Source organism: Bradyrhizobium genosp. A (assembly GCF_049949275.1).
GTDB lineage: Bacteria > Pseudomonadota > Alphaproteobacteria > Rhizobiales > Xanthobacteraceae > Bradyrhizobium.
On the sequence record NZ_CP188196.1, the window covers coordinates 1,973,482 to 1,998,208 of the forward strand.

The following is a 24,727-nucleotide window of genomic DNA, read 5'->3' on the forward strand; positions in this document are numbered from 1 at the left end:
GACAACGCCGATGAATGCCCAGGCGCCAGCCTTAAGGGATCCCCGCCTCAACAGCCCCGAGCCGTTCACCCCGCGCGACGGCGGCTTCTTCCAGTGCGACCGCACCATCCATCCGCCGGCATACGCGCCTGGCTACAAATCCTCGGTGCTGCGCTCGCCGCGCCAGGCGTTGCTGTCGCTGGAGAGCTCGGTCTCGGAGATCACCGGGCCGGTGTTCGGTCAGAACGATCTCGGCCCGCTCGACAATGATCTGATCCGCAACTACGCCAAGGACGGGGATCCCGTCGGCGAGCGCATCATCGTCCATGGCCGCGTGCTGGACGAGACCGGCTGCGGCGTGCCGAACACGCTGGTCGAGTTCTGGCAGGCCAATGCCGGCGGCCGCTACCGGCACAGGAAGGACACCTATCTGGCGCCGATCGATCCGAATTTCGGCGGCTGCGGCCGCGCGCTGACCGACGACACCGGCTACTATTATTTCCGCACCGTGAAGCCGGGCCCTTATCCCTGGCGCAACTTCGTCAACAGCTGGCGTCCCGCCCACATCCACTTCTCGGTGTTCGGCTCGGGCTTCGCGCAGCGCCTGATCACGCAGATGTATTTCGAGGGCGATCCCCTGATCCCGGTCTGCCCGATCCTGACGACGATCCCGGACAAGGACGCGCTTGATCGCCTGGTGGCGCCGCTCGACCTCAACGCCTCGACGCCGTTCGACTCGCTTGCCTACCGCTTCGACATCGTGCTGCGCGGCCAGCGCTCCACCTATTTCGAAAATCGTCCCGAAGGGAACTGAGCCAATGCCGCAGCCGCTCAACTATCTCAAGGAAACCGCCTCGCAGACCGCCGGGCCCTATGTCCATATCGGCCTGATTCCGGCCATGGCCGGCTTCGACATTTTCGAGAAGAACTTTTCCAACGTGCTGGTGACGCCGAACACGCAAGGCGAGCGCATCACCCTGGAAGGCAAGGTGCTCGACGGCAGCGGCTCGCCGCTCCGCGACGTGCTGCTCGAGATCTGGCAGGCCAACGCGGCCGGTCGTTACAATCATCCGGCCGATCGCTCGGCCGGCGCTTTGGACGAGGATTTCCGCGGCTGGGGCCGCGGCGGCTCGGATTTCGAGAGTGGGCTCGTTACCTTTGAGACCATCAAGCCGGGTGCGGTCGTCGATAGGACAGGGCGCAAATGCGCGCCGCACGTCAACATCTGGATTGTCGCGCGCGGCATTAACATCGGCCTCAACACGCGGCTGTATTTCTCGGACGAGGAGGCGGCCAACGCCGCCGATCCGGTGCTCAATCTGGTCGAGCCGCCGGTGCGCCGCAAGACACTGATCGCCACGCGCAGCGAGCGTGCCGGCAACGCCGTATACTCCTTCACGATCAATCTGCAGGGACCGGACGAAACCGTGTTCTTCGACGTCTGATTGATCCCGTTCGAAAAATGAAAACGGCCCCACCCGAAGATGGGGCCGTTTCTGTTGTCTCGATCCCGGACGCTAGAAGCCGGTCGGTCCCACCGCGCCGATCCAGTGCTTGACCTTGGTGGGATCCTTTTCGTCCATATAGAAGAAATGGACCATCGTCGGTCTCACGGCTGCGATGTTGGGGTCGTCGAAGCGCATCGCGACCTTGCCGTGGAAGATCTTCAGCTCCGGGCTATCCCAGAACTCGACCACGTCGTGGAGTGCCGTAAAGCCGCGGTCGATGAATTGCCGCAGATTGTTGCGGATCGCCTCGCGGCCGTGCCAGTCGGCGACACCGAGATTGCAGATCGCGTCTTCGGTAAAACAGTCAAAGCCCTTGCCAAAGGTCTTGTCGTCGATCTCTTTCCACATCGCGAGAAGCCACTCCGGCGGGGCGGTCTTGGTGAAGGTCTTCGTGGTCATGGTCTCTCCTCGAGGCTGGACATCGGCAACGTAACCGGGCACGCTTTGGCGCAAATGCCAAAGACCCCTCGTTTCTCGCCAAGTTCCGTTTCGCGCGCCACGCGGAGTTCCGCGCGTGTGATCGAAGTGCTGGCCTATCCGTCGGTGCAGCTGCTCGACGTCACGGGGCCGCTCCAGGTGTTCGCGACCGCCAACGAGCAGATATTAGAAGCCGGCGGAACGCCGCCTTATGCCCTTCGCGTGGTGACGAAAGATCGCGCGCGTGTGACAGCGTCCTCAGGCTTGGAGATTGCAACGGAACCGCTGCCGCGCGCCGGCAGTGGGCTGGACACGCTGGTGGTCGCAGGTGGCCCGGGTGTCGACCTCGCCGCCTCCGATCCGGTGCTGCTGGACTGGCTGCGGCAGCGCGTGAAGAAGGCGCGGCGCGTGGCGTCGGTCTGCACCGGCGCATTTCTGCTCGGAGCATCGGGCGCACTCGACGGACGGCGTGCGGTGACCCATTGGTCGTATTGCGCTGAGCTCGCGCGGCGTTTCCCGGCCGTGCGCGTCGAGCCCGATCCGATCTTCGTGCGCGACGGCTCGATCTGGACCTCGGCAGGCGTGACTGCCGGCATCGATCTGGCGCTGGCCCTGGTGGAAGAAGATCTCGGTCGCACCACGGCGTTGGCAGTGGCGCGCTATCTCGTCGTCTTCCTCAAGCGGCCGGGCGGGCAGGCGCAGTTCAGCGAGGCGCTGTCGCTGCAATCCGCCGAGGATGAATTCGGCGCGCTGCATCAATGGATCAGCAAGCATCTCGCCGGCGATCTCTCTCTGTCCAGACTGGCGCAAGAGGCCGGCATGAGCGAACGCAGTTTCAGCCGCCATTACGCCAAGGCGACCGGACTGACGCCGCTTCGGGCGATCGAGCGGCTGCGGGTAGAGGCTGCGCGGCGAATGCTGTCGGAGACGCGCCTGCCGGTGAAGCGGATATCCCAGCGCTGCGGCTTCGGGTCGGAGGAGACCATGCGCCGCAGTTTTTTGCGCGTGCTGGCCACGCCGCCGCAGGACTATCGCCGCCGGTTCGGCGCGTAAATCCGATGAGTCCAAGGCTCTAATCGCCGCCATGCAGTCGCGCGCGAAACGCGCGCGGTGACAGCCCGGTGGCTGCGGCGTAGACCCGGCTGAAATAGGCGGGGTCCTCGAAGCCGAGTGCATAGGCGATCGTCGAGACCGGCAGGTTGGTGTAGACGAGGTTGCGGCGCGCCTCGCGGATCAGCCGATTCAGGATCAGGTGCGAGGCGGTGTCGCCGGTCGCCGCACGCGTGACGCGGTTGAGGTGGGTGGGCGTGATCGCCAACGTGTTCGCGTAGTCCGCAACGGTCCAGCGCTCCAGATGATGCTGTTCGAGCAGGGCTTCGAAGCGGCGGAACAGATTTGATTCAGAGCTGCTGCTGGTGCCGCTCTCGCTCGTGAGCGCACGTGCCACGAGGCCGATCATGGCGGCCGACAACGCGCGCAGCACATGCGCGCGGCCGAAATCGCGCGCGGCGTGCTCGGCAAAGATCTGCTTCATCGTCGCGCGGACCTGCGGCGTGCCGCGAACGACGGCCGATCGTGACAGCACGCCGCGCAGGCCCTCGGCGGCGAGCAGTGCCTCGTCCAGGATTTCCGCAGCGATGGTCAGGACCCAGCCCTGGGTCCCCGGCACGAAGCGGAAGCCGTGGACATGGCCGACCGGTACGTTGACGATCTGCATCGGCTTGAGCGGCACCACGCGTCCGTCGAGCGTCGCTTCGCCGCCGCCGCGCTCGATCAGCAGCACCTGGTGCAGCCGGGCGTGGCGATGCACGGCGAGTGTCCAGTCATGCAGCACCGAGCGCGACGCAATCGTCTCGCAATGGACGACGTCCGGCAGGTCGCCGGCTTCGCCGAACAGATTGTAGACCCGGATGGCCGGGGCGGGGGCTGCGGTTCTCATGTTCGAATAGTACAAGATAATGGCGAAACCCTCCATCGGTCCAGGCTGCGGAATCTGCAAAAAAGTGCCGACGGGAGGATGGAAAAATGAAAGTTCAGGTCTGCATCATCGGCGGTGGGCCGTCCGGGCTGTTGCTGTCCCAACTCCTGCACCTGAAGGGCATCGACACCATCGTGCTGGAGAAATACAGCCGCGATCACGTGCTGGCGCGCATCCGCGCCGGCGTGCTCGAGCACGGCTTTGCCCGGCTGATGCGCGAGGCGCAATGCGGCGAGCGGATGGACCGCGAGGGCGAGATCCACAACGGTTTCGAGATCGCCCATGACGGCGTGCTCTCCCATATCGATCTGCACAAGCGCTCCGGCGGCAATTCGGTGCTGGTCTACGGCCAGACCGAATTGACGCGCGATCTTTATGAGGCGCGCGATCGGCTCGGCGGCAAGGTCGTGCACAACGCCGAGGACGTGACGCCCCACGACCTGACCTCGGATCGGCCCTTCGTGACGTATCGAGCGAACGGCGAGACGGTCCGCGTCGATTGCGATTACATCGTCGGCGCCGACGGCTTTCACGGCGTCAGCCGCAAATCGATCCCGAAAGACGTGTTGCGCGAATACGAAAAGGTCTATCCGTTCGGCTGGCTCGGCGTGCTGTCGCGCACCAGGCCGGTGTCGCCTGAGCTCATCTACGTGAGGCATGCGCGCGGCTTTGCGCTCTGCTCGCTGCGCTCACGGGTGCTGAGCCGCTATTACCTCCAGGTGCCGCTGACGGACAAGGTCGAGGACTGGTCGGACGACGCGTTCTGGGCGGAGCTGAAGCGTCGCCTGCCCGATGAGGTCGCTGCGCGACTGATCACCGGCCCCTCGATCGAAAAGAGCATCGCGCCCTTGCGCAGCTTCGTCGCCGAACCGATGAGCTATGGCCGCCTGTTTCTCGCCGGCGATGCCGCCCACATCGTGCCGCCGACCGGCGCGCGCGGGCTGAACAGTGCGGCGTCCGACATCTACTATCTTTACCACGCCATGCTCGCGCATTATCAGGACCGCGACGATTCCGGGCTGCAAGGCTATTCCGCCAAGGCGCTGGCGCGGATCTGGAAGGCGCAGCGCTTCTCGTGGTGGATGACGATGATGCTGCACCGTTTCCCGGATCGTTCCGAGTATGAAGACCGGCTCCAGCAGACCGAGCTCGAATACCTGCTGTCGTCCGAGACGGCGCAGCGGTTGCTGGCGGAGAATTATGTGGGTCTGCCGTTCTAAGGCGCTGCATATCCGATGAGCGTAACGCTTTCTTCCCTTCTCCCCTTGTGGGAGAAGGTGGCGCGAAGCGCCGGATGAGGGGTTGCTTCAGCGAATATCATCGTTCGAGAATCGCTCGTGGAGAGAAACCCCTCACCCGTCTCGCCGCTATGCGGCGAGCCACCCTCTCCCACAAGGGCCCACAAGGGGAGAGGGTGAGTCAGCGCTCCTGGCTACTTCCCTTCCAGCGTATTCACCGGCGTCCAGTCAGCCGGCGGTGGATTCGCCACCAGAGTCCGGGCACGCCCGGCAAAATATCGGCACGGCGGATCGTCGCCGGCCGCACTTTCGAACAGCTCGGCCGCTTTGGCGAACTCGCGCGCCCGCCAGCACGCAAGTCCCTTGGCATAGATCGCCGCGCGAATGCCTTGCTCATGCGTCTCCTTGTTCATGTCGGCGAGCGGCTCGTACACCCTGATCGGCTCGTCGCGTCCCTGCACCCTGACCATGTCGAGCTCGCGCCAGGTGTAGGCGCTGCGGCTCTGGTTCACGGTCATCTCGGACGCCATGATCACGGTGCCGAAATATTTGTTGGCGCCTTCGAGCCGCGAGGCGAGATTCACGGTATCGCTCATCACGGTGTAGTTGAAGCGCCGGCGCGAGCCGATATTGCCGACCACGGCTTCGCCGCTGTTCAATCCGATGCGGTGGGCGAGGCCGCGGCCCCGGAATGCGGGATGGTTTTCGTTGAGCTCCTCGAGCCGGTCGCGGCATCGCAGCGCGGCGGCGACCGCGTTGCGCGCATGATCGGGATCGTCCGCCGGCGCGCCGAACATCGCGACGATGGAATCGCCGATATATTTGTCGACATAGCCGCCATGGCTTTCGATGATGTCGGTCATGGCGGAGAGATAGTCGTTCATCAACGCGACCAGCTCGCTTGGCGTCATCTTCTCGGCGATCGACGAGAAGCCGCTGAGGTCCGAGAAGAACATGGTGATGTGGCGCATCTCGCCGCCGAGCACCGGCATTTTGCCGGAGGCGACCATGCCGTCGATCACCTCGGGCGCGAGATAGAACGCAAAGCTCTTGCGCAGGAAGCGCTCCTCACGGTCGGCGATCACGAAGCGGTAGCCGATCATCAGCGCGAGCGCGGTGAGACCCGCGAGCACGGGCTCGGTCAGGGGCAGCGCGATGGCATGCGCGAATGTGCTGACGGCGACAGCAGCGTAGGCGACGGTGAGCCCAAGCCAGGTGATCGCCGCGCCGCTCGGAGCGAGCAGGCAGGCGGCAGCGGCAATGATCGCCGCGAACACAATTGTGAGGATCGCCCGCAGCGGGAGGCCGAGCTCGGTGATGGCATCATGCTCGAGCAGATTACGCACGGCCGTGGCGTGGACGAAGACGCCGGCGACCGCGCTGCGGGCTTGTTGCACGGTGCTCGCAGGGGCGGGCAGGGCGCATCGCGGCGCCGGTGTGCCGTCATATCCGCGGGCCAGATGCATTGAGGTAAGCTTGCGGTCATCGAAGGTCAGGATGCTGCCGAGGAGCACGATCTTGCCGTCGAAAGCGCGGCGGAAGAACTCGGTGTCTCCCTTCTCGATGCAGGCGCGCAAATCGGCGAAAGAATAGGCCGGGATATCTCGGCCCATGCCGCGGAAGTTGAGTGTCAGCGCGTTGGGCACTGCGCCTGGAATCGCGTAGCCAGCCAATGCGGTCACACCGGATGATCCGGTTTCGGGCTTTACGTCGAGAGCGCGGGCGGCAAGCTCCACTGCCATTGCGGGAACCGGTTGGCCGTCGATGGAAAAATTCAGCGGCATCCGGCGGATCACGTCGTCACTGTCGGTATGGACGTTGAGCGCGCGGATGTTGTTTTTCACGGCCAGTTGCTGCGCGTGATCCGGCCTGTCCGGATGGTCGTTGCTGAGAATTTCGCCGAGCACGAGCTTGCCGCTGTCGGAGAGTCGCCTGAGCGCGATGAGATAGTCCCGGTCAAATCCCCTCACACGGCTGCCGAACGACACGTCGCCAAAGGGAATTTCCGACTGCTCGATCGAGCTCGGAAAGATGACGTCGAATCCGATGACCTTGGCGCCGCCCTCGGTGATGCTGCCGAGCACCCGGCCGATCTCGCGCGTCCAGGTCTGGGTCGGCGATCCCTTGAAGGGCGGAGTGTCGTAGGTCTCGCCGTCAATCGCCACGACGACGACCGGCGATGTCGCGGGATCGCGGCGGTCGCCGATCAGCGTCCAGCGCAAGGCTGTGAGGATGTCGAGCGAGAGACCTTGCAGGTTCTGCAACGGCGGAGACGTGAAAGCCGCGCCCGTAACGAGCGCAATCAGGATCGCCGCAACGATGTCCCGCCTGCCGACCCGCCGCATCGTTGCTGCCGCGGGCCGTCTATTCGAACCGCAGCAGACGGCCGACGATCGGCGTCGGCGACGAGGTCGCGGTGGCGTCGACCTGGAAAGTGTAGCGCTTGGCGCCGAGCTTCGCGAGATAGCTGCCGCCCGGCGTCAGCGACTTCCCGGCTTTCGAGAGGTCATAGAATTTTCCGGCGACCATGATGTCGCTCTTGAGCGGGAGGCTGATCGTGGGCTCCTTGCCGTCGGTGCGTTCGATCACCAGCGTGCTGCCGCTCTTGGCCTGAATCAGCGGGGCCGTGCCGTAGATCGTCGGCAGCCTGGCGGGTGCGCTGTTGGCGTCGGATCGCATGGTGCGGAATGTGGTCGCCGCACTCTGGTTCGCCTCGCGCTCGGAGAGCTGCGCGGCGTTGGCGTCGCAGGGCACCTTGACGCGCTGGACGTTGCCCAGCTGCACGGTGCTTTGCTCGGCGCCAACCAGCACGACACCTTCGGTGATGGTCTCGCGCAGACAGGATTTCAGATAGCTGAGCGTGATGCCGGCCTTGGGGCCGAGCTTGATGATCTTGCCGGGCGCCACATAGTCCATGAATTCGACGCCGTCGACCTTGCCCTGCACGTCCTCGACGATGGCGGCGGGGGTCTCAGCAATGGCGGGAGCCGCGAGGCAAAATACGCCGGCGATCGCGCCGATCAGGCTTCTCATGACTTTTTCATCCAGTTCGAACGATATACCCGACTGATCCACATCCCGGCGGAGCCTAACAGGGGGGCGCCCAAGCAAGTGTGATCAGAATCACTCTTGGTATTGGTGCAGCCTGGCAGGAACAGGTTCAAACCGGTGATGGCAGAAAACGGCGCCGCGGCAAACCGTTACTGTCGACGCAATGTCAGACCGCCGCGGCGGCTTCGCCCGTGTTGTCCAGCTCCGGATTTGATGTCTTCGGTCTGCCGCGCTCCGCCGACGAGTTGAAGGAGCTCCGCGTCCAGGGCGATCCCACCCAGCTCGCCAATCTGGAGCCGCAGATCCTCCAGGCGTTGCGCGAGGTCGAAGCCGGCAACGAACGGCTGGGCACGCTGATGAGCCGGCTCGTCGACGAAGGCGCCGAGTTCGAGGACCTGATGAATTCGGCGCAAGGTCTGATGAACTCGCTCGGAGAGAGCTCTGCGACACTGCCGACCATCGCTGCGCGCCTGGAGACGGCCAGCGCCGGCACGCATCGGCCGCTGCCGCAGGACGAGGCGCTGCTCGACGATCTCTTCGCGCGCTACACGATGGAGCGCGAGCGCGACGTCCACCGGGAATTTTTGCAAGCCCTCGGGCTGTCGTCGAGCGCCGCCGCCCGCCGGGTCGAGGCGGTCGAGCCCGCGGATGACGGCATCGAACTGTTTTGAATCTACGGCCCGCGTCGGGCATGCGGCACCGGCAATTTGATGAATTGGTTTTGCAGGGTGTTAACCGTGGCGGAATACGCGTCGTATTGGTCATTGTCGCGCCCCAGAGTTCGTCGCAAATACGTTTGAATATGACGACGGATGTTTTCATGCTGAGAGACGGTCAATACGCTGCCTGGTTCAGAACCCCGCGTGGCCAGGGCACGGGCCTTGTGGAGCTTGTCGATGGGCGGATCTCGGGCCGCGACAGCTTCTTCACCTATGGCGGCTCCTATCAGGTCGATCAGCAACGTTTCACGGCTGTGTTGACCGTGAAGCGCCATGCCGAGGGCAATCCGAGCGTGTTTGGTCCAGATGAGGTCGAGGTCAGTCTGACCGGCCTGTGCAACGGCGCGATGGCGACATGCTCGGGCACGGCGCGAGAGGCGCCCGAGGTCGGGTTCGAGTGCACGCTGATCTACAGCCAGGAAGAAGCGCTGCCCGCGGACGCCAAATGCGCGGTCCTCAAGCTCAATCCCGACAAACTGCCCAAGGGGCTCGACAGCCGGCCGCGGTCGCGGCCTTTGGTGGGGCCCGGGCAACTCGGGCCATGACGCAATTAGTCGTCAGTTCAGGTGAAATCCCCTCGCGCTCATGGTGAGAGCGCTCAAGCGTGAGAGTGATGTCGTCATCGTTGGGACGGCACACATGTCAAGTTTGCACTTGAGCACGATACTTCGAGCTCATTTAAGCGGATGCGCCTTCTGGTGCCAGGCCCAGGCGGTGCGGATCACGGTCGGCAGGTCGGAATGGCGCGGCACGAAGTCAAGCACTTTTCGTGCGGCCGAGGGGTCTGCGACGAGATAGGTGGGATCGCCGGCGCGGCGCGGCTTGACGGTGTGCGGCACGTCGCGCCCAGTCTCCTGCCGAATGGCGGTCAGGATCTCGCGCACCGAGAAGCCCGAGCCGGTGCCGAGATTGAAGCTGCCGCCGGCATGTCCCGTTTCCAGCAGCTTCAACGCCGCAATATGCGCCGCGGCGAGGTCGGTGACGTGGATGTAGTCGCGGATCGCGGTGCCGTCGGGCGTGTCGTAGTCGTCGCCGAACACGGCGAACTCGACATGCCCCTGCAGCGCCATCATGGCGCGTGGGATGAGATGCGTCTCGTTGTCGCGCAACTCGCCGATGCCGCCGGCTGGATCGGCACCGCTGGCATTGAAATAGCGCAGGCAGAACGCGCCGAAGCCGTAGGCCGCGCGGTAATCGGCGAGCATGCGCTCGATCATCCACTTCGAAGCACCATAAGGGTTGATCGGCGCGCAGGGAAAATCCTCCGACAGCGCCTTGGAATCGGCATTGCCATAGACCGCACCGGTCGAGGAAAACACGATGCGGTGGCAGCCGGCGTTGCGCATCGCCTGCAAGAGCGACAACGTGCCCTGGACGTTGTTGATGTAGTATTTCTGCGGGTCGGTCATGGACTCGCCGACGAGGCTCGCTGCCGCGAAGTGCATCACCGCCTTGATTTTGTGGTCGGCAAAGGCGCGCGCCAGCGTCGTGCCATCAAGCAGATCGCCTGTCACCAGCTCCCCGGCCACGAAGCTGCGATGACCTGTTGAGAGATTGTCATAAACGACGGGCTGATAACCGGCAGCGGAAAGGGCGCGGCAGGCATGCGAGCCAATATATCCCGCGCCTCCTGTGACGAGGACAGTCGGCCGGTCGGTCATGTTCTTTCACCCCAATCGTTGCCGCATGCAATTCGGTTAGTTTAGGACCGGCTCGACGATCTGAAAAGCTGCACGCGTGTGATCCCATCGAGGTCAAGTTCGCGCCGTGGACAGCGGCATCCGTAGCAAGCTTGGACGCAAAATATCCTTGGTCCTGAGCCCTGCGAACTCTCCCGTTCGTCTCCAGGCCAGCCACCGCTAATGTTAGCTCCATATTGACTATCTTCCCGGGAAAAAGTCGCGGGAGCTCGCCGCAGCAATCCCCGCTTTAAACTTGAAATCTAGGTTGGGGCTCATAACAAAAGGCGGACAGGGATATGCCTCAGATCTGGATGACTTATGACGAACTCGCGACACTCAGCGGCTGTAATGCTGCTGAGGCCAGGGTGCAGGCGCTGCACCTGTCGCTCGATCGCCGGAAGAGCCGCGATGGAAACACCCGCGTCAAGTTGAACTCCGCCTTGATGGCTCGGTTCTTCGAAACTATTCGTGAAACCGAGTTCGATCTTGATCGCGCGATCACGGCGCTGAGGGAAACCCATCGTCACATGTCCGGAGCACTCGCGGTCGATCAGGCGGGCTTGAACCGCGGCGTGGCGTAGGTCCGCAGCCGCAGAAGTTGGCTCCGTTTGAATCAGGCATCCTCATCCAACCGGAATTTGGCGTGAGTCCCGGCGTTTCACACCAGAACGGGTCGACCGACGGGATTCGGGTTGGGAGGGATGCCTCACCGAGACGCAGGCTGCCGATCTGCTGGCCTGCAAATGGTAGGCGGACGTCCACACCGCGGCCAATCCGGGTGGCGAGCTGCGCGGGCAGATGATGAAATAGGCCGTCGATTTTGTCCGCACATCGCCGCCGCGATGTGACTTGATGCCGCTCGCGTCAGCACGGCGGTCTGGGCAGGAAGGCCAGAATGGTCTGGGCAAGGATGACGCCGACCGTGCCGCCGGCGGCCTTTTGCAGCACGTCGATGAAACGTGGATCCCGGTCGGGTATCAACGTCTGCAATATCTCGAGCCCGGCTGCGACGGCGATCACGAACGCGCAAGCCAGCTTGAAGCGGCCCGGCAGCAGGAACGACAGCAGGAAGCCCAGCAGGCCATAGGCGCTGAAGCGCTCGATGACGACGACCCAATAGGCTTCAGCATGACCCATGAGCACCGGCCTGCCCGCAAGCTTGGCCAGCGTGGCATAGACGATCAGCGCAAGGCAGATGGCCGCGGCCGCGATGAGATGGTTTTGTCGCATTGCAGCATCATAGCCGGTCGACCGGCGTGCCGCCCTCAAAAGCGGAGATCATCGTTAAGGAGTGCGCATCGCCGATGGTGGTTCATGACTGGTGGTTCGCACCGGGACATGTTCGGATGACGCATACCGCCTGGCTGTCCAAATTCGGGCCGGTCAGGCCACCAGTGCAGTGTCGCGGGCCGCAGCCGCGACTGCGGTCGCAGCACGCCGCGACGCCGGCGGGGCGTGGCGTTCAACGCCGATTGTAGGACCAGCCCTTGTCGACATCGGTCGGGTAGCGGGCCGCGAAGTAGGGATTCTTGAGGCAGTTACGCGCGGGATCATAGATCCGGTCCGCACATTCGTGGAAATTCAGGAATCGGCAATCGAAGCCGAACGCACACCAGGGTGCGCCCTTCGGGAATCCGAACCCCACAGGAACTTGCGCCGACGCCACGGAAGGCAGAGCCAGGAGCAAGGCTACGGCGAGAGCGCGGGACAACATGGTGCAAATCCTCCAATAGATTATCGATCGGGTACCGAGGCCGCCGAGCGATCGTCCTCGGCGGCAAACAGCCGATGTTTAATTGGGGAGTCTAACATCCGCGCGCGGAGAGATCGAGGGTGCTGAAGCGTCTGGAATGCGTCGTTTTGCGGCTTGCGTTCGGCTGGTGCCGACGGCAATGGCCCGCGTCCACGAATTGTCGCTCGCGCGGCGTACGCCCGCTAGCTCTTCTTTGCGGCCTTTGACTTGAGCGCCAAGCCGAGACGCAAGGCCATCCGCTTGATCGCATCGGGCGATCGCCCGAGCTGCTTCGCCGCCTCCTCCAACGACGTCGAAGATTTGGCCAGCTCCATGAGCCGGCGGTCTTCCTTGAACGACCAGGGCTTCCGCGCCATAACCGAAATGATCCTCTTGCATCGACACAACGACAAAGCCGCCAAGCGGACCCATGTCGCTCGACGGCTTTGCTTGGGTGGGGCCGGGCCGTTTGGGGGAGCCCGGTGCGAAGATGGATATGCGATCGGTGAGACTTCGCAACAAACAACGGGGATTAAGCTAACTCCTCAACCTTACCGCGAGGAAATCGGCGCCTGGCGCTCCGTACAACTCCGGGGTTTTCTCGATTTCGCGCCGATCAGCGACGGTCGCAGCCATCCGGCCTGACGCCCGGTCACCACATCCGGTTGCCGCCGAAGCGGTCCCCGCTCTCCCCACAAGACCGCTTGCGAAATTTTCACATGCAGCCGGGCGATCTCTCGTGAAAGTTGCAAACCATTGAGTTGTTCAAATCCCACTCAGGCGCGCCATTGGAAAATTGTTCCGTCGCCCGATGCTCCGCGCCGCATCGATTCAAAATTCGTTGAAGATCGATGTCGTGAGAGAGTCGGCGTACGCATATCAGCCGATTCTCGTCTGCATCCGTCACGAGATCGTCGAATTCGTTCGGCTATGATCGTTTGAGCGCTACGAATAACAAGAAGATCGAGATGCTTCAAAAAACGCTATCAGCCAAGCCTCTCGCGAAGATGAGAGAGCGGGCATTCGAAGGTGCCTTTCTCGGCATTGCGCTGATCGCAATGGCGGGGTGGGCCTATTTCATCATTCTGCTGTCAGTGAAATTCTTCTTCTGGCTGGTTGGTTGACGCGAACGGCCAGGAAGCAAGCACACTGCTGCCCAAAAATTCTCGCCCGTGACGACAAAATCAGCGACCGTGATCACGATCTCGACACAACTCGAAGATGAGAATGTCCGCTCGCCGAATGGAGGCGATCGACGCGAAGCCAAATAGAGAGACCTTCGGATGAGTTGGGTTTCGATTCTGATTTCGATCTTCGTTGGCTTCTGCATCGGCTATGCGATGCGTGCACGGCGAGCGCACAGGGAAAAGAGACCTGTCCATGCTGCCTGGGAGCGCCAGCACGTGTCGTTTGCCAGGGCGCGCCGTGCGTTCTGAGTGGATTCAGCCGAAACCACAGCGCGCGACGGTAGATCATGCGAGGCAGGTTAGCCGTGCCCGATATTGTTCCCTTCGCATGCCCTCATTAAGTTGCGCTCGGTTCTTGCAGGCACCTGATGGTCCTTGCGTGCGTGACTGAGTTTGGGAAGCCGACACGGATGGTCCGGCAATTTGCCCTTGGTCGTTCGGACTTGCGGGCGTTGTCCTGTTGGTCTGAACGGCCTGTGGATCGCGAAAGAGGTGCGCCATGACGAGCGTCAGGAACAACAATGCGCCGCGGCGATATTTTGTCGATGCGGTCGGCAGGCGCGTTCTGATCGGTCTGACGCTCGAGGAGACCTTTGAGTTCGAGCGGCTCGACAGCGAGCCGGATGGCGGTCGATCCGGAGCGATATGGATCGAGCGGGGCGCCCAGCCTGTTCCCGGCGAGCAGCGCTGGCTGGAGCTATATGCCAAGCATGAAGACGCGTGGAAGGCCTGGATGGCGCAGAGTCGCGTCGATCAGCCTTACCTCGAGTCTTACAGGGCAGAACCTTAAGCCAGTTCGTCCAGGTCGGGCGCGGGAAAAAGCTTCGCAAGGCGGTCCAGCCCCATCCTGCGTACTCTTGCGTCCAGAGGATGCCGGGCCATGACGTGCGTGAACTTCCATTCGGGGCCAGAGAACTGGTCCGCGTCCCAGATCTGCGGCTTCGGACGACCATCCAGGCCGCGGATCCAGACGAAATAGTATTCGTCCATCCTCGTGTAAGTCCCTCCTGGAGCGGTCAGCCTGCCGTCAGTTCTGGCGGGACGGCGGCTGCCGCGAAAAGGTGGCCGATCCGCTAGCCGAGGCCGATGCGCTTCTGCTGATAGCCGCGATCGAGAATGGCTTGCCACCAGTTGCGATTGTCGAAGAACCACCGAACCGTCTTGGCAAGGCCGCTTTCGAAATTCTCGTCGGCGCGCCATCCGAGCTCGCGCTCGAGCTTCGAAGCATCGATCGCGTAGCGGCGATCGTGACCGGGGCGGTCGGCGACGAACGAAATAAGGCCGCGGCGGGAGCCCGCCGCGCGCGGCGACATTTCGTCGAGCAGGTCGCAAATGCCTTCCACGACGTGCAAATTGGTGCGCTCATTTCGGCCGCCGACATTGTACGTCTCGCCGACCGCACCGCGCTCGAGCACGAGCGTCAGCGCCTTGGCGTGATCCTCGACGTAGAGCCAGTCGCGGATGTTCTGTCCGTCGCCGTAAACCGGCAGCGGCTCGCCGGCGAGCCCCTTGATGATGATGTGGGGAATAAGCTTCTCGGGAAAGTGATACGGCCCGTAATTGTTCGAGCAGTTCGTCACCAACGTGGGAAGGTCATAGGTCTCGCGCCAGGCGCGGACCAGATGGTCGGACGATGCCTTGCTCGCCGAGTAGGGCGAGTTGGGAGAATAGGACGTGGTCTCCGTGAAGTAACCGTCCTTGCCGAGCGACCCGAACACCTCGTCGGTGGAAATGTGAAGGAAGCGGAATTGTGAGCGGCGATCCGGGGTCAGGGCTCTCCAGTATCGCAGCGCTTCCTGCAGCAGCGTGAAGGTGCCGACGATGTTGGTCTGGATGAATTCGCCGGGGCCGTCGATCGAACGATCGACATGGCTCTCGGCCGCCAGATTCATCACCGCGACGGGCTGGTACTTTTCGAACAGCTTGCGAAGCGAGGCTGCCTCGCAAATGCACTGCTTCTCGAATGCATAACGCGGGTTTGCTTCGGCGTCAGGGATCGACTCGAGGTTCGCCGCATAAGTCAGCTTGTCGATGTTGACGACGCGCGCGTGCGTGTCGCGGAGGAGATGACGGACGACTGCAGAGCCGATGAAACCTGCACCGCCCGTGACGAAAATCGTGGAGTCTTCGAAACGCATGGATGATCTGCCTCAGTCTTGAGCGGCGAAGGAGCGGGCAACCGATTGCAGATATTCGCCGTAGCTGCTCTTGGCGGTCCTCTCTGCAACCTTCTTGAAGGCTTCGAGAGAAATGTAACCGCGCCGCAACGCGATTTCCTCGGGGCAGGCGATGCGCAAGCCCTGGCGCTGTTCCAGGATCTGAACGAAGTGGCTAGCTTCGACCAGCGAGGCGTGCGTGCCGGTGTCGAGCCAAGCAAACCCGCGCCCAAGCACCTCGACGAACAGGTCGCCACGCGCGAGGTAGGCGTTGTTCACATCGGTGATCTCGATCTCGCCCCGCGCCGAAGGTTTGATCCCCGCAGCGATGTCGACCACGCTGTTGTCGTAGAAATAGAGGCCGGTGACGGCCACATTCGACTTCGCCTGCTTGGGCTTCTCTTCGATCGAGCGCGCGCGTCCGTCGCTATCGAGCTCGACCACGCCGTATTGCTCGGGTGAGTTGACGACGTAGCCGAAGATCGTGGCGCCGCTCTTGCGAGTTGCCGCCCTGGCTAGCATTTCCGGAAGTCCGTGGCCGTAGAAGATATTGTCGCCGAGAACCAGCGCGACGGAATCCGATCCCACGAATTCGCGGCCGACGATGAAGGCGTCGGCAAGACCGCGCGGGGTTTCCTGCGTGGCGTAAGAGAAGTTGATGCCAATCTCCGATCCATCGCCGAGCAAGCGCTGGAACAGCGGCTTGTCCTGCGGCGTCGAGATGATGAGAATGTCGCGAATTCCAGCGAGCATCAGTGTCGACAGCGGATAGTAGATCATTGGCTTGTCGAAAACCGGAAGCAGCTGCTTCGACACCACTGTCGTGACGGGAAAAAGGCGAGAGCCTGTTCCGCCAGCGAGTATAATTCCCTTCATAGGTCCCTCTGGTTTACCAATTCGAAAATATCAGATAGTGTGCGCTGCACAAGTTTGTTGTGTGGGCGGAGCTGAAGTCACTGGAATGAACGTTATCAAGACAGATCTGCCCGAGGTTTTGATCATCGAGCCGAAGCTATTCGGCGATCAACGCGGCTTTTTCTTGGAGACCTACCAATTCGAGCGCTACGCGCAGAGCGGAGTTGCGCAGCCGTTCGTTCAGGACAATCTGTCACGCTCGCGTCATGGTGTGTTGCGCGGGCTGCACCTACAAAATCCGGGCGCGCAGGGCAAGCTGGTCACTGCGCTCCGCGGTCGCGTCCTGGATGTTGCTGTCGACGTCCGCGTCGGTAGCCCAAATTTTGGGCGTCATGTTGCTGTCGAACTGAATGAGGAGAATCGGCGGCAATTGTGGGTTCCTCGTGGCTTCGCGCACGGCTTTGCCGTTCTCTCCGAGACGGCCGATTTCTTCTACAAATGCGACGCGCTATACAGCCCGAAGGACGAGATTTCGGTTCGATGGAACGACCCCGCAATCGGCATCGACTGGGGCCTCGCAGATCCCTCGCTGTCGCCCAAGGATGCAGATGCGCCCTTGCTCGCAGATGTGAAGAATCTGCCGCGTTACGGGGAGATCTGAGATGAAGATCCTTCTGACAGGCACTGCGGGGCAGGTGGGCGGAGCTCTGCTTCCGCTGCTTCAGGGGCGGGCCGATATCGTTGCGCCGGCGCTCGAAGAGTTCGATCTGTCGCGGCCGGGCGAGCTTGCCGGCAAGCTGGATTCGATCAAGCCGGATCTGATCATTAATCCCGCCGCCTACACTGCTGTCGATCGTGCGGAAGACGAGCGAGAGCTCGCGTTTCGTATCAATGCGGAATCTCCCAGGGCAATCGCCCAGTGGGCGGCGCCCCGCGGCGTGCCGCTGCTGCATTTTTCGACGGACTATGTCTTCGACGGCTCCGGCGATCGTCCCTGGCGCGAGGACAGCACGCCGGCGCCTCTCTCGGTGTATGGCCAAAGCAAGCTTGCCGGCGACCAGGCCATTGCCGAGGCAGGTGCTCTGCATGTGATTGCGCGCACGTCCTGGGTCTACGCAGCAACGGGGGCGAATTTCCTCAAGACGATCGTGCGGCTCGCCGGAGAGCGCGAGCAGCTGCGCATCGTCGCCGACCAGATCGGCGCGCCCACGACAGCGAATGCGATTTCACAAGCGGTGGTTGCAATGCTGCCGCGAAGCGACGGCGAGCTTCGCGAGGCGTTCGAGCAACGAGGCGGCGTCGTCAATCTGGTCTGCGCGGGCGAGACCAGCTGGCACGGCTTTGCGACTGCGATCGTTTCCGGATTGCAATCGAGGGGCGCCAAACTCGCTGTGAAGGAAATCGTTCCGATCCGCTCGGACGAATTTCCCGTCAAGGCGACGCGGCCGGCCAATTCCCGTCTTGATCTCACGCGGCTGCGCGAGCGGTTCGGCATCACGCCGCCGAGCTGGCAGCAGGCGCTCGATCGCGAGCTGGATGCCCTCGAGGCGACGATCTGAACACCGGTTTACAGGAGCGCATCGGAGGACAATGTCCGCAGCCTTTAAACTTTGTTAACCATCCAGGGCCCAATTTCCTGTTTGGCGCCTCGAACCGGAAAGTGCACGCATGTTTCAGCTCTTCTTGCGGGCCCGCACTCACAATTTCCTGAAAGACCGCTTCGGCCGAGAGCAGACGTTCCGTGCCCGCTCGCCCGAGCGCGACGCCGACACTGATCGCACGCGCATCGAGGCCATCATGGTCGCAATCGAGGACGCGCTGCATGCGGCGGAGCGCGAGCAATCAGGCCTGAACCGCCGGGTGGAGGATGTGCTGGCGCGCGCGGCCGTGACCATCGGCAACGGCGATGACGAATATCTCGAGCGCGAGGCGCTGGACAATCACCATCAGGATCTGTTCGACACGGAAATCCTGAACGGCCAGCGCAGGCTCAAGGAGCTCAGCGCCTCGATCGCCCATTTCAAATTCCTGAAGGCCGCGATGCTCAGCCGGTTTCCGGAATACCGGCCGTCGGCAAGCCAGACCAATTGACGCTTCGCGCCGCGCGCAGGCGCGTCGTTAGATCGCGAGCATGCTGTTGCCCTGAATCGACAGCAGGGTCAGGTTGCCGGTCGCATACGCTCCGGTGTCGATATTGGCACGGTTCTCGAGCAGCTCGGCCTGGCGCACCGGCGTATGGCCGTGCACGACGTATTTGCCGAAACGCTTCTTGCTCTGGAGAAATTCGTCTCTGATCCACAGCAGATCCTGCTCGCGCTGCTCGGACAGGGGAATTCCCGGACGAACGCCGGCATGCACGAAGAAAAAGTCACCGCATGTGAATGTCGGCCGCAACTGGCGCAGGAACGCGATGTGCTGCGGCGGCATTGCGGAGATGAGCTCGCGCACGAGATCGGACTGTTCGTCCTTGCTGAGATCGGGCGTTGCCGAGATTCCGTAGGACATCAGGGTCTGGAGGCCGCCGAACTGAAACCAGTCGGCGGCGCGCGAGGGATCATCCAGCACCGAGGTGAAATAGGCCTCGTGATTGCCCTTGAGAAAGACCGTGTTACGGCGGCGGCTGCGGTCGATCAGCAGATCGAGGGTGTGACGCGAGTCCGGTCCGCGATCGATGTAGTCGCCGAGAAAGACCTCGATCGCGCGATAGGGCCGGCTGTTTGCCATGTCCGCATCGATGACGGCGAACATCTGTTCGAGCAGATGCGCGCAGCCGTGGATGTCGCTGAGGGCGTAGATCCGCACGCCGTTCGGCAGTTTCGGCCGGGGCGAGTTCTGAGTCGGGGTTGTGACCATGGGGTCCAACTCTTTCAGAGAGCTTCGCCCGAGATGTCAATATGCAATCGACGAATTCGGGTCGGCACGAGCGGCTTTTTTTCGTCCACGCCATGTGAACGCCGGTTCGTGCGGCTGTCTTCTCATCCGTGCGGTCTGATGAGGCGTCGATTTGCTGCGCTTGGTGCGCTCAGCCGAAGCTGCGGCTGTCGAACGACGGTGAAGCCTCGGTGCGAGACGCTGTCGCACGCGTGCGGAGCAGAAGCGCGCCGCAGAGATAGCCAAGCTGGAGCACGGCTGCAAAGACAACGATCACAACGAAAATGTGAGCCGGGCCTTGTCCCTGCCAGGCAGAGACGGCGCCGATCGTCGCTCCGCCCAGCACGATCGCCGGAGGCAGAATGAAAACCCGGAATCGGCCGCCGAGCAACGATCCGATCAGCAGACTGAAAATGACGACGGTACTCACGGCACAACTCCCAAGAAACTGCCACGAGTGTTAATGGCGCCAGCCTAAGGTCGGCTTAAGCAACAGGGTTGAACAACCGTTCAAATGAGCGCGCATTAATGTATAAAATTGGAATGATTTGGTGCGATACGCGGCGCAATGCTCAGTTGAATGTCAGGCTTGTGACAACACTTTGAGCATGCGCGTATGCAGGCATCGCATTGCAGAAAATAGATTTGATTTTTTTGGTGCGGTGCCGCATTGTTGCTTTGTTTAGTTAAGAGATTGTCGGAGACGCACCGCAAATTAAATCGACTGCTTGCAACTCGGCGGTTGCGAGTGCGTGACGAGGCAGCGAGGTTCGGATGGCTGTAGCAACTTTTGGTTCGGAAAACTATTATTCGGTTGTATCGAACCGCCGCGGTGCCCTCCAACGTCCCCTCCAGGTCGCTCTGATCGCTGGTGACTTTCTTGTGCTCCTGCTGAGCTATTTCGCGGCGAGTGGTCTATATCGCCTGCTTATCGCCGAGCAGGATTCATCGGTCGGCGCAGGTCTCGTGGTCGCCGCCGTGTTCGTGACGATCTCGTACTTCCAGGGCGTCTACGATCATCATCGTCTTCTCAATACGGTCTGGCAGCTTCGCAAGACGCTCGCGGTCTGGGTCATCTCGCTCACGATTCTCGCGGTCGAGGCGTTCCTGCTCAAATCGTCGGCGGATCTGTCGCGCGGAACCACGCTGCTGTTTGCTGCGACCGGTGGTGTTGCCCTCGGAGGCCTCCGGGTGCTGTGGCGCATCGCGCTGAACTCGAGCTATGCCAGAGGCCGGCTGGTCGACCGCAAGGTCGTGCTGCTCAGCCTGAAGCCGCTCGATTTCACGTCGAGCCGTTTCAAGGATCTGCGCAAGCACGGCTTCAATGTCGTGCGTCATTTCGTTCTCGGGCCGTCCGACGACGGCTCGGGCTGGGATCACGAAATTCGCGACGTCGTCCGTCAGGCGCGCGCGGCCGATGTCGAGGAATATCTCCTGGTCATCGACTGGGACGAGATGCCGCTGCTCCAGAGCCTGAGCCAGCACCTGCGCGTGGTTCCCCAGCCGATTCGCCTTTTGCCGGACTTTCCGATCGCCGATCTCGTCTCACGGCCGTTCCAGCCGGTCAGCGGCACGGTTGCCATCGAGATCCAGCGCGCCCCGCTCACCGTGTTCGAGCGGGCGCAGAAGCGCTGCCTGGATATCGGCCTTGCCTCGTTTGCCCTGCTGTTGCTGGCACCGCTGTTGATGACGGCGGCGATCATGATCAAGCTGGACTCGCTGGGTAATGTGATCTTCAAGCAGTCTCGGCGCGGATTCAACGGCAAGCCGTTCCAGATCTGGAAGTTTCGTTCCATGACGGTGGCGGAGAATGGCCACACCGTGACACAGGCGACGAAGTCTGACGCCCGGGTCACCCGCGTCGGTCGCGTGCTGCGACGGACCAGCATCGACGAGTTGCCGCAGCTCTGGAACGTCCTGCGCGGTGAGATGTCGCTGGTCGGACCGCGGCCGCATGCGCTCGCACATGACAATTATTACGACCAGTTGATCAGCAACTACGTGTATCGGCATCACATGAAGCCGGGCCTGACCGGTTGGGCCCAGGTCAACGGCTTCCGCGGCGAGACGCCGACGATCGACCTGATGGAGAAGCGGGTCGAGTACGATGTCTGGTACGTCAGCAATTGGAGCATCTGGCTGGACATCAGGATCATCCTGAAGACCGCTCTGGCGCTGATCCATCAGGAAGCCTACTGAGAAGCGCGGGCCTCTGTCTGTCGGCGGCAGAGACATTTTCCACGGCATCGATCATCAGCTAATGAGGCGCGGCGCTCCGGTCCGCGCGCTATCGATGCAGTCGGGAGCATCCGGCTAATTCTTAAGCAAGTAGCGCGGACGGTCGTCGGCCGGATAGCACCGATGCTGGATCTTTCCTCCGGCGTCCCGGACGAGATACCAGAAAGCCAATTTCTCCGGTTCGGACACGTCGCAGGTCAGATCGAGGAGTCTGCCGCGTGCCGACGCCGGGGATTTGACGTAGAGCGCGGCGGCGCTGGGATACAGCCGGTCGTGGAAGACGTCGTTGAAGTCCTGAACCGCAGCGTCTGTCAACGCAGCGGGCAGCGCGTCGAAGGCCCGGAAGGCGAGAGGCACGCGCATCATTTGCAGCCAGACCTCATGCGGTGCCAGGCGGTACGATTGGCCGAGAAGCGCGGCGGTTCTGGCCGTTAGTCCGTTCTGGCGCGAGCCAGCCCAGAACGCCCCCAGCCACGCGAGCGACTCGGTCGGAGCGCATCCCAGCAGGATCCTGCTCATCAGCTGGACGGCATCAACATCCGCATCCGCCTGTGGCAGGTCGGTGCTGCGGACGGTCATGTCGGCGGCCGACAATTGCAAGACGAGCAACTCTCGAAGCGCCTTTGGTTCGCACTGGTGCTGAGCGGCCGGCAGGTTCGCCGCCACGATGCGCCTTAGCAACGGCGCGTCGTAGCTCTCGCCGGCGGCGATTTGCCGGGCAACCCGCGATACTGTGAGATCGGTCAGATTGGGGAGGGTCGATGCCGCCCATGCCAGGGCGGAGGCCGCCAGCAAACAATTGGCGGCGCGCGCAAGCCAGCGCGGACGAGATGCGCCGGCGTCGGCTTTATTAGGCTCCCTCGACATAGTACGCGTTGTAGTGCGAGCCTTTGTAACCCTCGATACGCTTCAGCATCTTCGGGTTTGCACCGTTGAGAACGGTGCCCAGCACCTTCTTCTGGATACCTTCGGAGCTCGACATCGATTCCTGCAGTGCCGTACGCGTCGTGCGGCCCCATTCGATGACATAGATATAGGCGTCAATGAGATGGCTGATGGCCTTGGCATCGGTCACGGGCATGACCGGCGCCAGATCGATGACGATGTAGTCGTATTCGTCACGCAGCAGCGCCAACAAATCGGCCATCGCCTTCGAGGCCATGATGTCGGCGGAGTTCACCATGCGCGTAACGGCGAAGGAGGGCAGGAAGTCCAGCCCGGTCTCCGCGCTGCGCCGGATGTGGTGTCCGACCGATTGCGGATTCTTGAGAGCCTCGAGCAACCCGCTCTTGGCGGTCGGGTCGAGCTCCTTGGTCAGCGAGCGCGTATGGAGGTCGCCGTCGATCAGCAGCACCCGCTTGCCGGTGAATGCGGTGAGGTGCGCAAAGTTGGCGGAAACCGTGGTTTTGCCTTCCTTCGGAAGCGACGACACGATGCCGATGATCTTCACCTCACGAGACAGCCGGGCGACATCGATCGAGACCTTGATGTTGCGCATGATCTCGGCATAGCGCGAGAAGGGATGGTCGATGACGTAGCGGGAGAGCTGGCCGCTGGCCTCGACGGGCGTGCCATCGGGCGATCGCGATCCGCGCACCTTCGGCGAGCCCATCGCCTTGGCGCCGATGGCCGGAAGCACCCCGAGACATTTGACGCCGATCTCGTCCTCGACCTCGGTCGGAGAGCGCAGCACGTCGCTCAACATCTCGCGGGCAAAGGCGGCGCCGAGGCCGAAGCAAAGACCGCCGAACAGGGCGCCGATCAGGGAGAGCACCGTCTTGGGCGAGCTCTTGCGGTCCGGCTTCACAGCAGTACTGATGATGCGGGATTCGCTGATCGGGAAGGTCTGGTTCTGCATTGCCTGCTGCTGCTTCTCGAGGAAGCTGTTGTACAGGTTGCGGTAGGTGTCGGCTGCGCTTTCGAGGTCGCGCAGCTTCACCTGCGCCTGTCCGGTGTTGCCGGCCTGGCTGACGAGATTCTTGAGGTTTTCCTCCAGCGAGGTCTCGCGGCTCTTGGCGATCTCGTAATCGCTGCGATAGGCATCGCCGATACGCTTGACTTCGTCTGCGATCGACTTGCGCAGCTCATCCATGCGACTGGCGAGATTGATCGACGCCTGATGGGTCTTGCCGTAGCGGGCCGACCAATCGGAATACTGCGCCGACAGATCGAGATATTGAGCGCGCAGGCGGGTGATCACGGGATTGTTCAGCGCGTCAGTGACCGTCGGCTGGGCGAGATCCTTGTCGCTGATCGCCTCGATGCGGTCGAGCCGTGCTTTGGCCTCGGAGGTGGCCGCGCGGGCCTGGATAAGCTGCGTGTTCACGTCGGTGAGCTGCTGCTCGTTCATCAGGCCGCGGCTGGTGCCGACGATATTGTTCTGGCTCTTGAAGGTCTGCACGGCGCGATCGCTGGCGGTCGCCTGCTCGCGCAGCTCGGCGCTGCGCTGCTGCAACCATTCGCTGGCACGTTTGGTGGACTGATACTTCGCATCGAGGGCGCCGACGATATAGGCATCGGCGATCTCGTTGGCGATCCGGGCCGCCTTGTCGGCGTCTCGCGAACGGAAGCTGGCCGACAACACGTACGTTGTCAGGACGCGCTCGACCTTCAGATTGGCCTGCACGGCGCCAACCGTCCCACGCTCGATTCGCTCTTTCGACGCGGGTCCATCTGATCCGAAAAGCGAAATCACCCTGCCGATGATCGCCGGAATAAGGCCCGGATCCGAGCCGTTGAACTCGGGATCTTCCGTGAGCTTCATGCGGCGGACGACAGATCGGATCAGGTCGTCCGAGCTGATGATTTCGACCTGGCTGTCGACGAAGCCAGGGTCGATCAGCGCATTGGAGACGCCGGTCTCCTTGTCGAGCACCTGAGTCTGGCGGGTATCCATGAGGATTCGCGTGTTCGCCGTGTACATCGGCGTCGCGGTCAGCAGGTAAACGATGACGAGTGCGAAGGCGCCACCGACGACCGCTGCGATAAGCGGCCACTGCCGCCGCAGGATGCCCAGTATACGCTCGACGTTCAGCGTCGCTCCCGCCAAATCTAGTGCGGACCTCTCGTGCAGCTGAAACTGCTCTCTGGGCTGGTACATCTGTATGTTCATTGAC

At 62.4% G+C, this 24,727-nt stretch carries 28 protein-coding genes and 1 pseudogene; 14 read left to right on the forward strand and 15 right to left on the reverse strand.

Annotated elements, in window-relative coordinates:
- Positions 1-10 precede the first annotated feature (10 nt).
- Positions 11-793 (forward strand): protocatechuate 3,4-dioxygenase subunit beta, encoded by a 783-nt coding sequence (pcaH, locus tag ACP2YP_RS09175; protein ID WP_426423782.1) that lies wholly within the window; start codon positions 11-13, stop codon positions 791-793.
- 4 nt (positions 794-797) lie between these two features.
- Entirely contained in the window at positions 798-1,424 is a 627-nt protein-coding gene (gene pcaG / locus ACP2YP_RS09180) for a protocatechuate 3,4-dioxygenase subunit alpha (RefSeq protein WP_426423783.1), read from the forward strand.
- A gap of 72 nt (positions 1,425-1,496) precedes the next feature.
- On the opposite strand, the gene ACP2YP_RS09185 is transcribed toward pcaG, so the two are convergent.
- Positions 1,497-1,886, reverse strand: a complete 390-nt coding sequence (locus tag ACP2YP_RS09185; protein ID WP_426423784.1) for a nuclear transport factor 2 family protein — start codon at positions 1,884-1,886, stop codon at positions 1,497-1,499.
- Positions 1,887-2,006: 120 nt separating this feature from the next.
- Between ACP2YP_RS09185 and ACP2YP_RS09190 the strand changes: the two genes are divergently transcribed.
- Complete coding sequence (locus ACP2YP_RS09190; protein ID WP_426426091.1) at positions 2,007-2,957, forward strand: GlxA family transcriptional regulator; 951 nt, start codon at positions 2,007-2,009, stop codon at positions 2,955-2,957.
- Between the two features lie 19 nt (positions 2,958-2,976).
- Here the strand turns inward: ACP2YP_RS09190 and ACP2YP_RS09195 are convergent, their stop codons facing one another.
- Positions 2,977-3,879, reverse strand: coding sequence for a helix-turn-helix domain-containing protein (locus ACP2YP_RS09195; RefSeq protein WP_426423786.1), 903 nt, complete (start codon positions 3,877-3,879; stop codon positions 2,977-2,979).
- 50 nt (positions 3,880-3,929) lie between these two features.
- Here ACP2YP_RS09195 and pobA point away from each other — a divergent pair, with 50 nt between their 5' ends.
- Complete coding sequence (pobA, locus tag ACP2YP_RS09200; RefSeq protein ID WP_426423788.1) at positions 3,930-5,102, forward strand: 4-hydroxybenzoate 3-monooxygenase; 1,173 nt, start codon at positions 3,930-3,932, stop codon at positions 5,100-5,102.
- 212 nt (positions 5,103-5,314) lie between these two features.
- Here pobA and ACP2YP_RS09205 read toward each other — a convergent pair whose 3' ends face one another.
- Both ACP2YP_RS09205 and ACP2YP_RS09210 read right to left on the reverse strand, forming a co-directional pair.
- Positions 5,315-7,465 carry a CHASE2 domain-containing protein gene (locus ACP2YP_RS09205; protein WP_426423789.1) on the reverse strand — a complete coding sequence of 717 codons (2,151 nt, stop codon included), beginning with the start codon at positions 7,463-7,465 and terminating at the stop codon, positions 5,315-5,317.
- Positions 7,466-7,484: 19 nt separating this feature from the next.
- Positions 7,485-8,153: a hypothetical protein gene (locus tag ACP2YP_RS09210; protein WP_426423790.1), complete on the reverse strand. Its 669-nt coding sequence runs from the start codon at positions 8,151-8,153 to the stop codon at positions 7,485-7,487.
- A gap of 209 nt (positions 8,154-8,362) precedes the next feature.
- Here ACP2YP_RS09210 and ACP2YP_RS09215 point away from each other — a divergent pair, with 209 nt between their 5' ends.
- Together ACP2YP_RS09215 and ACP2YP_RS09220 are read left to right on the forward strand one after the other, a co-directional pair.
- Positions 8,363-8,842 (forward strand): hypothetical protein, encoded by a 480-nt coding sequence (locus ACP2YP_RS09215; RefSeq protein ID WP_426423791.1) that lies wholly within the window; start codon positions 8,363-8,365, stop codon positions 8,840-8,842.
- 149 nt (positions 8,843-8,991) lie between these two features.
- A complete protein-coding gene (locus tag ACP2YP_RS09220) occupies positions 8,992-9,435 on the forward strand; it encodes a hypothetical protein (protein ID WP_426423792.1) in 444 nt (147 codons plus the stop codon).
- 129 nt (positions 9,436-9,564) lie between these two features.
- On the opposite strand, the gene galE is transcribed toward ACP2YP_RS09220, so the two are convergent.
- Positions 9,565-10,551 carry a UDP-glucose 4-epimerase GalE gene (galE, locus tag ACP2YP_RS09225; protein WP_426423793.1) on the reverse strand — a complete coding sequence of 329 codons (987 nt, stop codon included), beginning with the start codon at positions 10,549-10,551 and terminating at the stop codon, positions 9,565-9,567.
- Between the two features lie 317 nt (positions 10,552-10,868).
- Between galE and ACP2YP_RS09230 the strand changes: the two genes are divergently transcribed.
- The gene (locus ACP2YP_RS09230; protein ID WP_426423795.1) at positions 10,869-11,153 is read left to right on the forward strand and encodes a hypothetical protein; all 285 of its coding nucleotides are present in this window, start codon (positions 10,869-10,871) and stop codon (positions 11,151-11,153) included.
- Between the two features lie 124 nt (positions 11,154-11,277).
- Positions 11,278-11,382 (forward strand): annotated as a pseudogene (locus ACP2YP_RS09235) (CHRD domain-containing protein); the annotation flags it as partial.
- A gap of 54 nt (positions 11,383-11,436) precedes the next feature.
- Here ACP2YP_RS09235 and ACP2YP_RS09240 read toward each other — a convergent pair.
- The 3 genes from ACP2YP_RS09240 to ACP2YP_RS09250 all read right to left on the reverse strand — a co-directional run bounded on the left by ACP2YP_RS09240 (position 11,437) and on the right by ACP2YP_RS09250 (position 12,681).
- Positions 11,437-11,802 carry a VanZ family protein gene (locus tag ACP2YP_RS09240; protein ID WP_426423796.1) on the reverse strand — a complete coding sequence of 122 codons (366 nt, stop codon included), beginning with the start codon at positions 11,800-11,802 and terminating at the stop codon, positions 11,437-11,439.
- Between the two features lie 232 nt (positions 11,803-12,034).
- Positions 12,035-12,286: a hypothetical protein gene (locus ACP2YP_RS09245; protein WP_426423798.1), complete on the reverse strand. Its 252-nt coding sequence runs from the start codon at positions 12,284-12,286 to the stop codon at positions 12,035-12,037.
- A gap of 221 nt (positions 12,287-12,507) precedes the next feature.
- Positions 12,508-12,681 (reverse strand): hypothetical protein, encoded by a 174-nt coding sequence (locus tag ACP2YP_RS09250; RefSeq protein WP_187437049.1) that lies wholly within the window; start codon positions 12,679-12,681, stop codon positions 12,508-12,510.
- A 591-nt stretch (positions 12,682-13,272) separates the two neighbouring features.
- On the opposite strand from ACP2YP_RS09250, the gene ACP2YP_RS09255 reads away from it, so the two are divergent.
- A complete protein-coding gene (locus ACP2YP_RS09255) occupies positions 13,273-13,428 on the forward strand; it encodes a hypothetical protein (RefSeq protein WP_354111157.1) in 156 nt (51 codons plus the stop codon).
- Positions 13,429-13,990: 562 nt separating this feature from the next.
- Positions 13,991-14,281, forward strand: a complete 291-nt coding sequence (locus ACP2YP_RS09260; RefSeq protein WP_426423800.1) for a hypothetical protein — start codon at positions 13,991-13,993, stop codon at positions 14,279-14,281.
- On the opposite strand, the gene ACP2YP_RS09265 is transcribed toward ACP2YP_RS09260, so the two are convergent.
- The 3 genes from ACP2YP_RS09265 to rfbA all read right to left on the reverse strand — a co-directional run bounded on the left by ACP2YP_RS09265 (position 14,278) and on the right by rfbA (position 16,523).
- Positions 14,278-14,481: a hypothetical protein gene (locus ACP2YP_RS09265; RefSeq protein ID WP_426423802.1), complete on the reverse strand. Its 204-nt coding sequence runs from the start codon at positions 14,479-14,481 to the stop codon at positions 14,278-14,280. The genes ACP2YP_RS09260 and ACP2YP_RS09265 overlap by 4 nt on opposite strands.
- Before the next feature lie 83 nt (positions 14,482-14,564).
- The gene (gene rfbB, locus ACP2YP_RS09270; RefSeq protein WP_426423804.1) at positions 14,565-15,629 is read right to left on the reverse strand and encodes a dTDP-glucose 4,6-dehydratase; all 1,065 of its coding nucleotides are present in this window, start codon (positions 15,627-15,629) and stop codon (positions 14,565-14,567) included.
- A 12-nt stretch (positions 15,630-15,641) separates the two neighbouring features.
- Positions 15,642-16,523: a glucose-1-phosphate thymidylyltransferase RfbA gene (gene rfbA / locus ACP2YP_RS09275; RefSeq protein WP_426423806.1), complete on the reverse strand. Its 882-nt coding sequence runs from the start codon at positions 16,521-16,523 to the stop codon at positions 15,642-15,644.
- An 85-nt stretch (positions 16,524-16,608) separates the two neighbouring features.
- On the opposite strand from rfbA, the gene rfbC reads away from it, so the two are divergent.
- The 3 genes from rfbC to ACP2YP_RS09290 all read left to right on the forward strand — a co-directional run bounded on the left by rfbC (position 16,609) and on the right by ACP2YP_RS09290 (position 18,593).
- Entirely contained in the window at positions 16,609-17,163 is a 555-nt protein-coding gene (gene rfbC / locus ACP2YP_RS09280; protein ID WP_426423808.1) for a dTDP-4-dehydrorhamnose 3,5-epimerase, read from the forward strand.
- Between the two features lies 1 nt (position 17,164).
- On the forward strand, positions 17,165-18,061 hold the full coding sequence (rfbD, locus tag ACP2YP_RS09285) for a dTDP-4-dehydrorhamnose reductase (protein WP_426423810.1): 897 nt from the start codon (positions 17,165-17,167) through the stop codon (positions 18,059-18,061).
- 109 nt (positions 18,062-18,170) lie between these two features.
- The gene (locus ACP2YP_RS09290; RefSeq protein ID WP_426423812.1) at positions 18,171-18,593 is read left to right on the forward strand and encodes a hypothetical protein; all 423 of its coding nucleotides are present in this window, start codon (positions 18,171-18,173) and stop codon (positions 18,591-18,593) included.
- A 27-nt stretch (positions 18,594-18,620) separates the two neighbouring features.
- Here ACP2YP_RS09290 and ACP2YP_RS09295 read toward each other — a convergent pair whose 3' ends face one another.
- Both ACP2YP_RS09295 and ACP2YP_RS09300 read right to left on the reverse strand, forming a co-directional pair.
- A complete protein-coding gene (locus ACP2YP_RS09295; protein WP_426423814.1) occupies positions 18,621-19,355 on the reverse strand; it encodes a metallophosphoesterase family protein in 735 nt (244 codons plus the stop codon).
- A gap of 169 nt (positions 19,356-19,524) precedes the next feature.
- Complete coding sequence (locus tag ACP2YP_RS09300) at positions 19,525-19,803, reverse strand: hypothetical protein (protein WP_426423816.1); 279 nt, start codon at positions 19,801-19,803, stop codon at positions 19,525-19,527.
- A gap of 344 nt (positions 19,804-20,147) precedes the next feature.
- Between ACP2YP_RS09300 and ACP2YP_RS09305 the strand changes: the two genes are divergently transcribed.
- Entirely contained in the window at positions 20,148-21,572 is a 1,425-nt protein-coding gene (locus tag ACP2YP_RS09305) for an undecaprenyl-phosphate glucose phosphotransferase (protein ID WP_426423818.1), read from the forward strand.
- Between the two features lie 114 nt (positions 21,573-21,686).
- Here the strand turns inward: ACP2YP_RS09305 and ACP2YP_RS09310 are convergent, their stop codons facing one another.
- Together ACP2YP_RS09310 and ACP2YP_RS09315 are read right to left on the reverse strand one after the other, a co-directional pair.
- Positions 21,687-22,478 (reverse strand): hypothetical protein, encoded by a 792-nt coding sequence (locus ACP2YP_RS09310; RefSeq protein WP_426423820.1) that lies wholly within the window; start codon positions 22,476-22,478, stop codon positions 21,687-21,689.
- Positions 22,462-24,711, reverse strand: coding sequence for a polysaccharide biosynthesis tyrosine autokinase (locus ACP2YP_RS09315; protein ID WP_426423822.1), 2,250 nt, complete (start codon positions 24,709-24,711; stop codon positions 22,462-22,464). Before ACP2YP_RS09315 ends, ACP2YP_RS09310 begins: the two co-directional genes overlap by 17 nt.
- Between the last annotated feature and the right edge of the window lie 16 nt (positions 24,712-24,727).